The sequence below is a fragment of the Sulfitobacter sp. genome (assembly GCF_036961165.1).
GTDB lineage: Bacteria > Pseudomonadota > Alphaproteobacteria > Rhodobacterales > Rhodobacteraceae > Sulfitobacter.
On record NZ_JBALVJ010000027.1, the window covers coordinates 12,223 to 26,502 of the forward strand.

At 59.2% G+C, this 14,280-nt stretch carries 11 protein-coding genes and 1 pseudogene; 3 read left to right on the forward strand and 9 right to left on the reverse strand.

Annotated elements, in window-relative coordinates; genetic code table 11:
- Positions 1-43: 43 nt before the first annotated feature.
- From rpoD to V7730_RS12550, 8 genes are all read right to left on the reverse strand, one after another.
- Positions 44-2,038: an RNA polymerase sigma factor RpoD gene (rpoD, locus tag V7730_RS12515; protein ID WP_335747933.1), complete on the reverse strand. Its 1,995-nt coding sequence runs from the start codon at positions 2,036-2,038 to the stop codon at positions 44-46.
- Positions 2,039-2,208: 170 nt separating this feature from the next.
- Entirely contained in the window at positions 2,209-4,197 is a 1,989-nt protein-coding gene (gene dnaG, locus V7730_RS12520) for a DNA primase (protein WP_335747934.1), read from the reverse strand.
- A 51-nt stretch (positions 4,198-4,248) separates the two neighbouring features.
- Positions 4,249-4,692 (reverse strand): DMP19 family protein, encoded by a 444-nt coding sequence (locus V7730_RS12525; RefSeq protein ID WP_335747935.1) that lies wholly within the window; start codon positions 4,690-4,692, stop codon positions 4,249-4,251.
- Positions 4,693-4,723: 31 nt separating this feature from the next.
- Positions 4,724-5,026 (reverse strand): hypothetical protein, encoded by a 303-nt coding sequence (locus V7730_RS12530; protein ID WP_335747936.1) that lies wholly within the window; start codon positions 5,024-5,026, stop codon positions 4,724-4,726.
- A gap of 33 nt (positions 5,027-5,059) precedes the next feature.
- Positions 5,060-5,596: a sarcosine oxidase subunit gamma gene (locus V7730_RS12535; RefSeq protein ID WP_335747937.1), complete on the reverse strand. Its 537-nt coding sequence runs from the start codon at positions 5,594-5,596 to the stop codon at positions 5,060-5,062.
- Positions 5,589-8,513 (reverse strand): sarcosine oxidase subunit alpha family protein, encoded by a 2,925-nt coding sequence (locus V7730_RS12540; protein WP_335747938.1) that lies wholly within the window; start codon positions 8,511-8,513, stop codon positions 5,589-5,591. The genes V7730_RS12535 and V7730_RS12540 overlap by 8 nt, the downstream gene beginning before the upstream one ends.
- Entirely contained in the window at positions 8,510-8,785 is a 276-nt protein-coding gene (locus V7730_RS12545) for a sarcosine oxidase subunit delta (protein ID WP_335747939.1), read from the reverse strand. The genes V7730_RS12540 and V7730_RS12545 overlap by 4 nt, the downstream gene beginning before the upstream one ends.
- 72 nt (positions 8,786-8,857) lie before the next feature.
- Complete coding sequence (locus tag V7730_RS12550) at positions 8,858-10,111, reverse strand: sarcosine oxidase subunit beta family protein (protein WP_335747940.1); 1,254 nt, start codon at positions 10,109-10,111, stop codon at positions 8,858-8,860.
- Positions 10,112-10,188: 77 nt separating this feature from the next.
- Between V7730_RS12550 and V7730_RS12555 the strand changes: the two genes are divergently transcribed.
- Positions 10,189-11,424, forward strand: coding sequence for an adenylate/guanylate cyclase domain-containing protein (locus tag V7730_RS12555; protein ID WP_335747959.1), 1,236 nt, complete (start codon positions 10,189-10,191; stop codon positions 11,422-11,424).
- A 418-nt stretch (positions 11,425-11,842) separates the two neighbouring features.
- Positions 11,843-11,974: a hypothetical protein gene (locus tag V7730_RS12560; protein ID WP_335747941.1), complete on the forward strand. Its 132-nt coding sequence runs from the start codon at positions 11,843-11,845 to the stop codon at positions 11,972-11,974.
- Between the two features lies 1 nt (position 11,975).
- Here the strand turns inward: V7730_RS12560 and V7730_RS12565 are convergent, their stop codons facing one another.
- The gene (locus tag V7730_RS12565; protein ID WP_335747942.1) at positions 11,976-13,409 is read right to left on the reverse strand and encodes a Glu/Leu/Phe/Val family dehydrogenase; all 1,434 of its coding nucleotides are present in this window, start codon (positions 13,407-13,409) and stop codon (positions 11,976-11,978) included.
- A gap of 211 nt (positions 13,410-13,620) precedes the next feature.
- Here V7730_RS12565 and V7730_RS12570 point away from each other — a divergent pair.
- Positions 13,621-14,088: pseudogene (locus tag V7730_RS12570) on the forward strand (YbaK/EbsC family protein).
- Positions 14,089-14,280 lie beyond the last annotated feature (192 nt).

A 14,280-nucleotide genomic window follows, 5' to 3' on the forward strand; every position in this document is an offset into this window, starting at 1 on the left:
TAAATCCTCGGACGGGGCCAAATAGCTAGAAAGCGCGCGTGGCTTACTGATCGAGGAAGCTGCGCAACTTGCGTGAGCGTGAAGGGTGCTTGAGCTTGCGCAGCGCCTTGGCCTCAATCTGGCGAATACGTTCGCGCGTCACGCTGAACTGCTGGCCAACCTCTTCGAGAGTGTGGTCGGTGTTCATGCCGATACCAAAACGCATGCGCAGAACGCGCTCTTCGCGCGGAGTAAGCGACGCCAGCACACGGGTTGTGGTTTCCTTGAGGTTTTCCTGAATGGCACTGTCGAGCGGCAGCACGGCATTCTTGTCCTCGATGAAATCGCCCAGCTGGCTGTCTTCCTCGTCGCCGATGGGCGTCTCGAGGCTGATCGGCTCTTTGGCGATTTTCATCACCTTGCGGACCTTCTCCAGCGGCATTTGCAGCTTTTCGGCCAGTTCTTCCGGCGTCGGTTCGCGGCCAATCTCGTGCAACATCTGACGGCCCGTGCGCACCAGCTTGTTGATCGTCTCGATCATGTGCACCGGAATACGGATGGTACGCGCCTGATCCGCGATAGAACGCGTGATCGCCTGACGGATCCACCATGTGGCATAGGTCGAGAACTTATATCCACGGCGGTATTCGAACTTATCCACGGCCTTCATCAAGCCGATGTTACCTTCCTGAATAAGATCAAGGAACTGCAAGCCACGGTTGGTATATTTTTTCGCGATCGAGATTACCAGACGCAGGTTTGCTTCGACCATTTCCTTTTTGGCCTGACGGGCTTCTTTCTCACCCTTCTGGACCTGCTGCACGATGCGGCGGAATTCAGAGATATCCAGACCCACATACTGGCCCACTTGTGCCATATCAGCGCGCAGTTCTTCTACCTTGTCTGAGGACCGTTCAATGAACATCTGCCAGCCGCGACCGGCTTTCGCTGCCATCCGCTCCATCCAGTTTGGATCAAGCTCGTAGCCACGATAGGCGTCGACAAATTCTTTGCGGTTGATGCGCGCCTGGTCCGCCAGCTTCACCATAGCGGAGTCGATCTGCATGATCCGGCGGTTAATGCCGTAGAGCTGGTCAATCAGCGCTTCGATACGGTTGTTGTGCAGGTGAAGATCGTTCACCAGCGCCACAATCTCCGACCGCAGTTTTTGATAGGCTGCCTCGTTCTTGGCCGAGAATGTACCATCCTCGTTCAAGGTTGCCGAGATCCGGCTATCCTGCATTTCGCTCAGTTTCACATAGTCGTCGGCGATGATGTCGAGGGCTTCAAGAACCTGTGGCTTAAGTGCAGCTTCCATCGCGGCCAGCGACATGTTGGCCTGCTCGTCCTCGTCCTCGTCGTCATCATCATCGGCAGAGATCGGGTTGCCGTCAGCATCAAGCTCCGGCTGACCTTCGGTCTTAGCGCCTGCAACAACGGGCGCACCGCCCACGGGAACAACAGGCGTTGTTGTCTCTTCTTCGCCCATCGTGGTGCCGAACGTCGCTTCAAGGTCGATCACATCGCGCAGCAGAATATCTTCGGAGAGCAATTCGTCCCGCCAAATGGTGATCGCCTGAAATGTCAGCGGGCTTTCACAAAGCCCTGCGATCATCGTGTTGCGGCCCGCTTCGATGCGCTTCGCAATAGCGATCTCGCCTTCACGGCTCAAAAGCTCGACGCTGCCCATTTCGCGCAGATACATGCGGACCGGATCGTCTGTGCGGTCCAGTTTCTCCGACGTGCCAGAGCCAAGCGTGATTTCACGCGCGCCTTCGGTGGTCGCCAGATCGGTGCCGCCTTTGGCATCTTCTTCCTCGGCCTCTTCATCTTCGATGATGTTGATGCCCATTTCGGACAACATCGACATCACGTCTTCGATCTGCTCGGAGGAAACCTGATCTGGGGGCAATACGGTATTGAGCTGATCGTAGGTAATATAGCCCTTCTCGCGGGCCTCGCCGATCATCTTCTTGACGGCGGCCTGGCTCATATCAAGCGAATGGCCGGAATCCTGATCGTCGTTTTTGGCGTCTTCATTGGTGTCTTTGGCAGCCATCAAGAGCTCCTCTACGTCCCTAAGCGAATCACCGATAGGTGATTCGGTTTTTCGAATCATGCGGGGTTTGGGGTGATTCTTAAACCCGCATCCTTATTTTTGCGCTAATTGCGCCGATTTGGTTACCGCAGCGCCACAAATAACTCCCCTGTCAGCACCTCAAAGCGCGTTCAGGAACTCTTTTTCCCGCCTTTGGAGAAGTCGATCTGCTCAAAGAAGCTCCGGCTTTTGGCAACCTCCTCGCGGTCCAACCGCGCACCATTGTCGGCGATAACATATTCCGCTTTGTCCTCCTGACCAGTGCGTTGCGCACGATCCGCAGCTTTCGCCGCTTCTGCCAATCGCCACGTCAGCCCTTCGTCGGCCTCACCCGTCAAATCGTCTGCCGCGTCTTTCACTTCTTCCATAAGCCCGCGCACGGCTTCCAGCTTTGCCAGTTCTTCGGCAATCGTCGTCTTCGCCATGTCGGTGTCACCGGGTTTGCGGATACACGGCGTAATAGCCACATGGCGCTGGGACATCAGGTTTTCAAGGGCATCAGGGCCCAAAACATCCGCTATTCTGCTACGCAGGACGTCTGCACCATCCAGCGCATGACGCAAAATCAGGTCGCGCAGGCGCGCGTGATCGCCGTTCATACACGCCATGCCTTCCAACCCGCTCTCGAACGGCTCAACCACATCGGGGCAACTGATACACGCTGCAAGAATGACCGCCTCGCGCAGGTGGTCAGTCGCACGCGCATCGGCCGCGATAGCCAGCATAGAGGCCTTAGCCCCCGCCGACGGCCCCTCCGGCGCGCGGTTGTTCCACGGCTTGCCCGCTTGGCGCTCCCTGCGGGGACTGCTAGGCGTGCTGCCGCCACCGGGTTTCTTAGCGCGGAACAGCTCCCAACGCATGTCCTTGATCGCCTGTCCGTAATGGCTGCGAATGCTGGCGTCTTTGATCAGCATGATTTTTTCGCGCAAGGACTTATCCAGCGCCGCCTTGCGTTCGGGGCTATCGAAAACCTTGCCTTCGGTCTCGCGCTGCCAAAGCAACTGCACCATTGGCACCGCCGCATCCAGCAGTGTCTGGACAGCCGCTGGACCAGAGAATTTCAGAAGATCGTCAGGGTCCTGCCCTTCCGGCATCATGGCAAAGCGCAGACTGCGCCCGGCCTCAAGCAGCGGCAGCGCCAGATCAATCAGACGCAATGCTGCGCGCTGCCCTGCGGTGTCGCCGTCCAGTGTGATGATCGGCTCTTCACTGATGCGCCACAGCATCGCCAGTTGGTTCTCAGTGATCGCCGTGCCGAGTGGCGCAACAGAGGCACCAAACCCCGCCTCGCTGAGCGCGATTACATCCATATAGCCTTCGGCAACAAGCAACGGCTGCCCCTTACCCGCGGCAACCCGTGCATCGCGCACGTTGTAAAGACTGCGGCCTTTATCAAACAACTCGGTCTCGGGCGAATTGAGGTACTTAGCCTTGTCGTCAGGGTCCATCGCGCGGCCCCCGAAGGCAATCGCACGGCCCCGCGCGTCGCGGATCGGGTACATGATGCGGCCACGGAAGGTATCGTAAGGCTTACCGCCCTTCGTCGAGGGCTTCGCCAGTCCGGCGCCAATGATCAGCTCATCGGGGATGTCCTTGCCCTTCAGTGCATCCCATAGCCCTTGCCAACTGTCAGGGGCAAACCCGATCTCCCAGCGGTCACAGACCGCTGGAGACAGGCCGCGCCGCGCCAGATAGTCGCGCGCAGCTGATGCGCCGCCAGTCCGCAGCTGCAAGCGGAACCATTTCACAGCAAGCTCCATCACATCGGCAAGCTCGGTGCGCTTGTCGGACTTCTCCTGCGCGCGCGGATCAAGCTTGGGGATAGGCATACCGGCCTCACGGGCCAAAATTTCCACTGCTTCCATAAAACTGACGTTTTCTGTTTCACGCACGAAAGAGATCGCATCGCCCTTGGCGTGGCAGCCAAAGCAATAATAGAACCCTTTGCGGTCATCGACGTGGAAGCTGGCCGATTTCTCTTGGTGGAAAGGGCACGGCGCCCACATATCGCCCTTGCCCTGATTGGACTTACGCGCGTCCCACATGACTTTGCGCCCAACAACCTGGCTAAGGCTGGAGCGTGTGCGCAATTCATCAAGGAAACCGGGTGGAAGACTCATACATATCCATATGGTCAGCGCGCGGTCAGAGTCCAGAAGCCCGCGTTGAATTCAGTGCTCTGAAACCCTGCGTTCAGGCAACAGAATGCTATCCTTATGGGCGCGGCAATACGCCAATAGCGCAGCATCAACCTCCGGCAACATTTCGAGCGCAGCGGCATCGCTGGGGGCGAACTCCCGCCCTGCAATCGCTAGAACGGCTTCGGCCTGCCCTAACACATCGCCCAGCGCTTCAAGACCCACCGCTTGCAACGCAGCAATGGTATCGTCTACGTAGGCAACACCTCTGTTCACGAAGAACTGCGCATGGCCCCCGTTGCCAAGCTCGCCTGTGTAGATCAGGACCAACTGCACTTGATATTCAGGCAGGCTAAGGCCAAATCGCGCAGCTATGCTGTCAATCCGAGGTTGCCAGAACGCACTAAGCGCTGCGACAGCCTCAACCGGATCAGCATCATTCAGCAACTTCTCGAAGTAGTCAGCTGCAAGCTTCATCTTGCGTCCTGATCCCGCCGGCCAAGCACGCTTATTGAGCGAGGCACTGCTCTTTCCACGCGGCACCCAGATCGGCCGATTTCACTTCGGTCATCGTCAAGCCGTAGACCCAAGGCGTTACCAGCGGGACCACAGCATTGTATTTCTCGGGCCACTCGGGTGCGCTGTCGGCTACATGAGCTTTAACCTTACGCTCAGTCACACGCGCGACGCGGGCAGCCTGCACAGCGGCAACCACGTCGCCCTGATATCCACAGTCTTTTTCCTTCGCTGTCGCCGCAACCGCAGGGGCGGCCAACGCGGCGCAGACAACAACACTCAACACACGGATCATAACATACTCCAGAATATCACATTTGCGCGCAGCTTATCCGCGCGCGGCCACGGCTTCCAGAGCCGTCCGCAAATCGTGAACAAGCGTCTTAGCCATAGAGCGGAAAACCGCGATCATAAAGGCGTCTTCGCCAATGCGGGTAACGCTGGCATTCATATGACCCAACTGCGTGCGGGCGGTTGCTCCGACCGCAAAAGCCCGCAACCGCATATCCACCGGTACCAGCCGAGCCAAAGCGTCATCCGCGCCTTCGCCCTGAAGGCGGACGATAGCCCAAGCGTCCGACTGGTCAACCAACGCGGCGTAAGCACCCAAGTTCGTATCGGGCCGCATGCCCATCAACAGCGCTTCGCCCTGCCCGACCCAGACACATCGCAGGGTGTCATCCCCTGTAGTCCGCCCCGGCGCAGGAAACGGCAGACCCATCACCTGACCGAGCGCTGAATTTGAAGCACCGTCAAATGGGGAAACCGAAGTGATGACGCCCACGTCCATCTCGGACACGTTCAATGTGCCAATGCTCAGCGGTAACAGCCCCGCGCAGGGGCTTTTTGCGTCAAGTTTATCCACGCAGGCGTCCTCCTTCGGGATCTACAAACACGGGCGAGCAGATCTCGACCTCGACCGTCAGATCGCGGACGTGGTCACGGACCACCATTCGCTCACTCATCCGGTCTGGCCCCCCTTTGACAAAGCCAAGGCCAATCATAGTGCCCACATCCGGCGAATAGCACACCGACGTGACATAGCCCTGATCATTGGCGTGCACGTGCGCCGACCCCACCTCAAAAACATGCGCGCCGGCAGTCAGTTGTTTAACAGCACCCACAGGCCGCAAGCCAACCATCCTCTCGCGCATCGGGTCTACCAAGCCTTCGCGCGCGGCCATCACCTTACCGATGCAGTCTTTCTTGTCAGAGACCATCCACTCCATACAGACGTCAAACGCCGTCACGCGGCCATGAATTTCGGCGTGGGTGATATGCCCCTTTTCAATCCGCAGCACGTTCAGCGCTTCCATCCCGTAAGCACCGCCTTCCAATGCTTCAGCGCCCCCCACCAGCTCTGCAAAGAGCGCGGCACCATAACGCGCAGGCACGGCAAGCTCATACGCAGGTTCCCCCGAGAACGAGATGCGGAACAATCGCGCATCCACGCCCATCACGCGCACTGCACCACAGGCCATGAAGGGGAATTGCGCGTTGTCTACGGGCGCGTCCAGCAGCCTGTTAAGCAAATCCCGAGACTTCGGCCCCGCCACAGCAAACTGCGCCCATTGTTCGGTCACCGACGTGAACGCAACATCCCATTCCGGATGCAGCGCCTGCGTAACAAACTCCAGATGCCGCATCACATCGCCTGCCGCAGCGGTGGTGGTCGTCATCAGGTAGTGTTCTGGCCCTAGTCGCGCGCAGGTGCCGTCATCCATCACGGTTCCATCCTCGCGCAGCATCAGGCCATAGCGCACGCGGGCCTCGCGCAAGGTCGAGAACATGCCAGTATAGACAAAATCCAGCAGCTTGGCAGCATCGGGCCCCTGAATGTCAATCTTGCCCAGCGTGCTAACATCACAGACGCCGACAGTGCGCCGCACATAACCGACTTCGCGGTCGCATGATTGCCGCCACGTGGCTTCCCCCATAAGCGGGAAATAACTGGGACGGTACCACAGCCCCGCCTCGATCATCGGGGCACCCATCGCAACGGATTGCACGTGTGAGGTCGTAAACCGCTCAGGCGCGAAACCTTTGCCTTGTGCCCCAGCCCCAAGTGCCGCAATCGCCACCGGAGAATACGGAGGCCGGAAGGTCGTCGTTCCGGTCTGCGGTATCCCGCGACCCGTGGCATCGGCCAATACCGCCAACGCGCCAACGTTCGAGTTCTTGCCCTGATCTGTCGCCATCCCTTGGGTGGTATAGCGCTTCATATGCTCGACCGAGCGGAAGTTCTCGACCGCCGCCTGTTTGATGTCCTTGACCGTCACATCGTTCTGGAAGTCGAGCCACGCACGCCCCTTGCCCGCCACCGCCCAGAGCGGGGATATGCGATATGGGGCATCATCTGCGTTTGGGAGCTCCAGTTGCGCAACCTCACCGCCCAGCGCCTCAATCACGCGCTGCGCTGCGGCGGCACCTTCGGCAAGACAGCCGGCTGTGGGGAACGTGCCATTGCACGCCCCCGCTGCTTCCAAATTCGGCACCGCCCCCCGCGTCGGAACAAAGGCGGCGATATCCTCACGCCATGTTGGGCGACCGTTCATGTGGCAGGTCAGATGCACGGTGGGGTTCCACCCGCCTGACATTGCCAGACACTCTGCCACAATATGATCGGATTTTCCGTTGGCGGTACGAATATTGATACTGGCCAAGCCCAAGCGGCCTGTTGTGCCAGACACCTGCGCACCCAGATAGACAGGATACGGCACATCCCCCACATCAGCATCTTTGCGGCTATCGATCAGCGCCGTAACCGTTACCCCCGCCGCATGCAGATCACGCGCGGTGCGGTGAGCATTATCGTTGTTACCGAAAACGGCCACTGTTTTCGCAGGAGCAACGCCCCAGCGGTTTAGATAGGCGCGCACGGCACCCGCTGTCATTATGCCGGGGCGGTCGTTGTTCTGAAAAGCAATCGGGCGTTCAAGCGCACCTGCACACAGGATCGTGCGCTGTGCTGTGATCCGCCAGAAACACTCCAGCGGCGCGGCACTGCGGGGGACATGGTGGCTCACACGTTCCAACGCGCCGAAAATACCGCCGTCATAAGCACCAGTGACGGTGGTGCGGGTCATCAGCCGCACGTTGTCCATCGCGGCCAATTCAGCAACCTGCGCCGCCGCCCAATCCGCACCTGCCATGCCGCCGACTTCTTCACGCTCGGCCAGCAAGCGGCCGCCCATGCGTGCGTCTTCATCACACAGGATCACGTCAAGACCGGCATTCGCCGCGACCCGTGCTGCCATCAGCCCTGCGGGACCGGACCCAATGATCAAAAGATCGCAGAAGGCAAAGGCACGGTCGTAGGTGTCAGGATTATGCGCTCCGCTCAGGCGTCCCAATCCGGCAGCGCGGCGGATCACCGGCTCATAGATCTTTTCCCAGAACGCCTTGGGCCACATGAAGGTCTTGTAATAAAACCCCGCCCCCAGAAACGGCGCGGCCAGATCATTCATCGCCATCGCATCAAACCTTAGCGATGGCCATGACGACTGTGAGAACACCTCAAGCCCGTCATAGATTTCCTGCACCGTGGCGCGGACGTTGGGTTCTGCCCCTGCGCCGCGCCCGACAGTGACCAGCGCGTTCGGCTCTTCCGAGCCTGCAGTCAGCGCACCGCGCGGACGGTGGTACTTGAAAGAGCGCCCCATCAGACGCACATCATTCGCCAGCAGAGCCGAGGCAACGGTATCGCTGGCCTGCCCCGTGTAGCTCACACCATCAAAGCGGAACATTACCAGCGTGCCCGTTCCTTGCCCGGAAACCCTCATGCGTCCATTCCCCGCTTAACAGTCGATGCCAGCGCGACCTCGTGAATTTCGTGCGTCACCGTATCGCGCGTCACGACCAGCCACGCGCCGCATCCAGCCTCATGCTGCCACAGGTCGCGCGTGCGTCCCGCCGGATTTTCGCGCAGATGCACATAATCGTCCCACGCCTGCGCACCCGCATCCACCGCAGGCCGAGAGAGGGCAACAGCCGCTCCCTTATAATAGAACTCACGCCGGTCCCGCGTACCGCACAATGGACAGTCAATTCTCATGCCACCACCTCTGCACGCGTGTTCACGTGCATGTTCGTCTTGTTTTGCTGACACATCCCGGATGCAGCCTTCTTAATGCAGACTGTGTTGCGCACCGGTGCCCTCCTCGTCCATAAGACCACGCCCTGTCCGGAAGCGGTCCAGCCTGAACTTGGCCGCGGGCGCATGATGCTGCCCCGTCGCCATCAGGTGCGCGAATGAATTGCCCGAACCCGGCACCGCCTTGAAGCCCCCGTAGCACCAGCCACAATTCAGGAACAATCCTTCCGTCTCGGTCTTGTCGATGATCGGAGAGCCGTCGGGCGTCATATCCATGATCCCGCCCCAAGACCGCAGAACCTTCGCTTTGCCAATCATCGGCATCAGGGTCATGCCTGCCTCCATCACATGCTCGACCATGGGCAGATTGCCCCGCGCGGCATAGGAGGCGTAGAAATCCAGATCGCCGCCAAAGACCAAACCGCCTTTGTCGGACTGGCTGATATAGAAGTGTCCCATCCCAAAACTGATCACATTGTCGATCACCGGCTTCAGGCCTTCGGTCACAAATGCCTGCAAGACGTGGCTTTCGATGGGCAGGCGCATGCCCGCCATGGCCGCCACTTGGGATGAGCGGCCGGCCACGACTATCCCCACCTTCTTGGCCCTGATCGCCCCGCGCGTGGTTTGCACGCCGGTCACCTTGCCGTTTTCGATATCAATGCCGGTGACTTCGCATTGTTGGATCAGGTCTACGCCGCGCTCGGACGCGCCGCGGGCATAGCCCCACGCGACGGCGTCATGCCGTGCCGTGCCAGAGCGACGCTGCAACAATCCGCCATAGATCGGGAAGCGCGTGTTTTCGAAATCAAGGAACGGAGCAATTTTGCGCACGCCTTCCACGTCCAGCAACTCTGCATCGTCCCCCTGCCCGACGATGGAATTGCCGCGCCGCGCATAGGCATCGCGTTGCCCATCGGAGTGGCACAGCATCAACTGGCCGCGCTGGGAAAGCATTACGTTGTAGTTCAGATCCTGTTCCAACCCTTCCCAAAGCTTCAGCGAATGGGAGTAGAACTGCGAATTGCCGTCCAGGAAATAGTTGGCCCGCACGATTGTCGTGTTGCGCCCCACATTGCCACCACCCAGATAACCCTTCTCGATCACGGCGATATTGGTCATGCCATGCTCTTTGGCGAGGTAATAGGCAGTCGATAGCCCGTGCCCCCCGCCGCCTATGATGATCGCATCATATTCCGCCTTGGGCTCGGCATCGCGCCAATGGGGCTGCCAGCCCTTGTTGCCCATCAATCCCTCGCGCAGAATACGCCATCCCGAAAACCGCATGATACCTCCCGAAGAGTACTCGCAGGCACCGTGGCAAACCCCGCCTGCAGGCGCAATTGAAAACAGCCATCCCGAGCGTGAAAGGCGCTGGATACACAGCCTATCCCCGCCTAACATGCACAACATGCACAACATGCACAACATGCACAACATGCACAACATGCACGCCCGCACCTCAAACGCCGTCCCGTAAACTCGCCGCGATCCTTGCGGCGGATGTTGTGGGCTATACCCGAATGATCGCCGCAAACGAGAGCGAGACGATGCAGGCACTCCATGCCCTACGCGCCGAAGTCTTCGGGCCGGTCTTTGCCGACAGTGCAGGCGCCATCATCAAAAGCATGGGCGACGGGTGGCTGGTGGAGTTCTCCAGCGCGGTGGCCGCCGTCAATGCCGCGATGCAAGTGCAGGACCGCCTGCGCGACCATCCCACTATCGCCCTGCGCATGGGCGTGCATATGGGCGATCTGACACGCACGGAATTTGACGTCTACGGCGACAGCATCAACATCGCATCGCGCCTTGAGGCACTGGCACCCACGGGCGGCATCATGATCTCCGATGCCGTCTTTGCAGGTCTCGACGGCACATTGTCGCCCTCGTTCGAGGCCGCGGGCGCGCAAAGCCTCAAAAAAATTCCCCGCCCTGTGACCACATGGGTGCGCACGCCCGACACCACTACGGCCCGCGCCAGCGGCACGTTCGCACAAACCTCATCGGCCTTTCCCGTGCTGACCATCATGCCCGTCATCAACAATGATACGCGCGCCGAGGTGCAGGACACCGCAGACGGGCTCACCGCCGATCTGGGCACATATTTCGGCTCCATCAACTGGCTCACCACGCACATCAGCAGCGCAGAAGCGGCGCAGGGCTACAGCCTGCGCCCGACCTTGCGCGCCCGCGCGGAACGCCTGCGCCTTGAGACGCGCCCGCACGCTCCGGATGGCACGGTGATCTGGACCCATAAATCCGACAGCACCCTTGATGAAGCCTTTGACTGGCAGGACACGGTCGTGGCCGCCATCGCCGATTACGGCACCGGCAGGACCCTTGAGGCCGAGACAAGCCGCATCGCGGCCATCCCCGAGGCGCAACTCACCGCCGAGAAATGCATGCTGATGGGCATCATGGCGTGGCGCGACTTCTCGCACGCGTCCTTCACCCGCTCGGTCGGTTTTCACGACCGCGCCATTGCCGCGAAGCCCGATATGGCGGATGCCTATGCCGAAGGGCTAATTGTCCTGATGGCGGCGCGCAGCATGACCAGCAATCCCGAAATCCAGCCCTATATGGCCAAAATACCCCAATGAATCGAAGCAGGCAGGCCGCTTTCCAACGGTCATCCGATGCTCACGCTGGCCATCGCTCTCGCCACCTACGCACAGGACCAACGCCCCCTCGCGCTCAAAGATGTGGTGGCGCAAACCCTACGCATGGCCCCTTTGACGCCCGCATCCTGAGCTTTTGCGGCTGGGCCAACCTATGGTGCGGCGAAACCCTCGACGCACTCGATTGCTTCAAAAAATCACTTGAAGCCGGTCCCCTCGGCCATTTCTATGTCGCCTCTCGGGGGGTGCCGCCACTGCCAGCATACAGCTGGGGCAGGATGAAGCGGCGCTAGGTTTCACAGAACAAGGTCTGGCCATTTCCGACAGATACCCCACGTATTTCTCAACAAAAGCGGCAGCGCTGGCAAATCTGGGCCGTCTGGACGAGGCACACGAGGTCATGGCCCACTACCACACGTTGGAGCCAGACCGCACGATCAAGCTTTGGCAGGCGACCAACAACTACGGCGGCTCGGCAGGCGGAAAACGCTATTTCGACGCGCTCCGCCTTGCCGGACTGCCCGAGGAGTAGCCTACAACCCTTTGGCCTGATAACTCGCCGCGACCTTGCCGATGCTCACCAGATAGGCCGCGGTGCGCAGGTCGGTGACATCGTCGCGGTTGTGCCAGACGTTCGCCATAGACTCGTATGCAATCCGCATCGTGTCATCCAGACCGGAGCGGACCAGTTCCAGCTCACCCGCGCCGCGCAGATATCTGTCCTTGAAGTCCGGGCTCAGCGTCCAGTTGATGGAAGTGTCGCGACTGATACGCTCAAGCTCATCCACGATCAGCTGGTGACGGCTTTCCTCCTGACGCCGCCCCATCCGACCAAAGCGGATGTGACCAAGATTCTTGACCCACTCAAAGTAGCTGACCGTCACACCACCCGCGTTGGCGTACATATCCGGAATGACAACGGTACCCTTTTCGCGCAGGACTTCGTCCGCACCAGCTGTGACTGGGCCATTGGCCGCCTCAATGATCAAAGGGGCCTTAATCCGCTTGGCGTTGCCAAGGTTGATCACCCCTTCCAGCGCGGCCGGGATCAAGATATCGCAGTCCGCTTCCAGAAGGCTGGCCCCGTCTTCGATGAACTCGCCGCCCGCGAAGCCCTTGGGCGTCCCTTCGGCAGTGATGTGCGCCTTGAGGGCTTCGATGTCGATGCCATCGTCGTTCCAGATCGCGCCGTTGTACTCGATCACGCCAACCACAGGCGCGCCGTCTTCTTCACTCAGGAATTTGGCAGCGTGATAACCCACGTTGCCAAGACCCTGCACCACCACGCGTTTACCGTCCAAAGTGCCGTTCATGCCGGCCTTCTTTACGCCGTCACTGTCACGGAAGAACGAGCGCAGGCCGTACTGGACACCACGACCTGTCGCCTCGGTCCGGCCCTGAATGCCACCTGCGTTGATCGGTTTGCCAGTCACACAGGCCGCACTATTGATGTCAGTGGTGTGCATGCGTTTATACTGGTCTGCGATCCACGCCATCTCGCGCTCGCCTGTGCCCATGTCTGGTGCAGGTACGTTTTGCGCAGGGTTGATCAGATCGCGCTTGATCAGCTCATAGGCAAAGCGACGGGTGATCATCTCCATCTCATGCTCTTCGTATTCCCGCGGGTCCACACACAAGCCCCCCTTGGCGCCACCAAACGGCGCCTCCACCAATGCGCATTTGAATGTCATCAGCGCAGCCAGCGCCTCAACCTCGTCCTGATTAACACCCAGAGAAAAGCGGATACCGCCTTTGACCGGTTCCATATGCTCGGAATGCACAGAGCGGTATCCGGTGAATGTCTTGATGTCTCCGCGCAGGCGCACACCGAAACGAACGGTATAGGTGGCGTTGCAGACACGGATTTTCTCCACAAGGCCGGGCTTGAGATCCATCAGGTTCACCGCGCGATTGAACATCAGGTTAACGCTGTCGCGAAAGCTCGGCTCTTTGGAATTCTGGCTCATGGGATCTGCCTTTATGTAAGATCGGGTTAGGCTTTGAACGGCTGCAGGACGAATCCTGCGCACAGGTCGGACCTTATGCGGGCTCAACATCGAGTGCTACTTTTTTAATCACTTTACGAACTGCTCCGAAACGCTTTCAATTTTGCGCTTCCGCTTGACCTTGCCTAGCGCACTTGCACTTAACAAACTGTAGCCACGGGAGGACTAATCGATGGGAAAAAACGTGAACCGCGTTCGACAGGCTGCGCAGGCAGCAGGCTTAGAGATAGAAATCGTCACCCTGCCAACTTCTGCGCGCACAGCACAGGACGCGGCGAACAGTTGCCAGTGCCATGTTGGCCAGATCGCAAAATCGATGATTTTCGAGGGCGCTCAGTCCGGCGATTTGAAGCTTATCCTCGTTAGCGGCGCGCACCAGCTTAGCCTGGATCGTGCGTAAACTCTGTTCGGCGAAGCATTGGTGCGGGCAGATCCAAAGCGTGTACGCATAGAAACAGGTTTTGCCATCGGCGGGGTCGCCCCGATTGGCCATTTGTGTCACATGCAAACCTATATGGACGCAGCACTACTGGACTACGAAACCATCTGGGGCGCGGGCGGCGCACCCGAGACGGTTTTCGAAGTCTCCACGCAAGATCTGCTGAAAGCCGCCGGAGCAATCCTATTCGCCAATATATGAACACGGAGCATCGGAGCGCCCCCGTAATCCGGATAGCCAGATATTAACTATATTGGATTAACTAATAACTATTCTGGATTAACCACGACTCAATTTTGGCGAAAAAGGTCATATCCGCGCGTTTTTTGGGGCACTGTTGACGCTGACGAAACACTCCCTCCAATACGCCTCTATTATATCTAAAAACCCTTT

What these genes read in the sequence shown, in the direction of transcription:
- rpoD (WP_335747933.1), bottom strand. Translation starts at nt 2,038, where the DNA reads ATGGCTGCCAAAGACACCAATGAAGACGCCAAAAACGACGATCAGGAT.
- dnaG (WP_335747934.1), bottom strand. Translation starts at nt 4,197, where the DNA reads ATGAGTCTTCCACCCGGTTTCCTTGATGAATTGCGCACACGCTCCAGC.
- V7730_RS12525 (WP_335747935.1), bottom strand. Translation starts at nt 4,692, where the DNA reads ATGAAGCTTGCAGCTGACTACTTCGAGAAGTTGCTGAATGATGCTGAT.
- V7730_RS12530 (WP_335747936.1), bottom strand. Translation starts at nt 5,026, where the DNA reads ATGATCCGTGTGTTGAGTGTTGTTGTCTGCGCCGCGTTGGCCGCCCCT.
- V7730_RS12540 (WP_335747938.1), bottom strand. Translation starts at nt 8,513, where the DNA reads ATGAGGGTTTCCGGGCAAGGAACGGGCACGCTGGTAATGTTCCGCTTT.
- V7730_RS12545 (WP_335747939.1), bottom strand. Translation starts at nt 8,785, where the DNA reads ATGAGAATTGACTGTCCATTGTGCGGTACGCGGGACCGGCGTGAGTTC.
- V7730_RS12550 (WP_335747940.1), bottom strand. Translation starts at nt 10,111, where the DNA reads ATGCGGTTTTCGGGATGGCGTATTCTGCGCGAGGGATTGATGGGCAAC.
- V7730_RS12560 (WP_335747941.1), top strand. Translation starts at nt 11,843, where the DNA reads ATGGCCCACTACCACACGTTGGAGCCAGACCGCACGATCAAGCTTTGG.
- V7730_RS12565 (WP_335747942.1), bottom strand. Translation starts at nt 13,409, where the DNA reads ATGAGCCAGAATTCCAAAGAGCCGAGCTTTCGCGACAGCGTTAACCTG.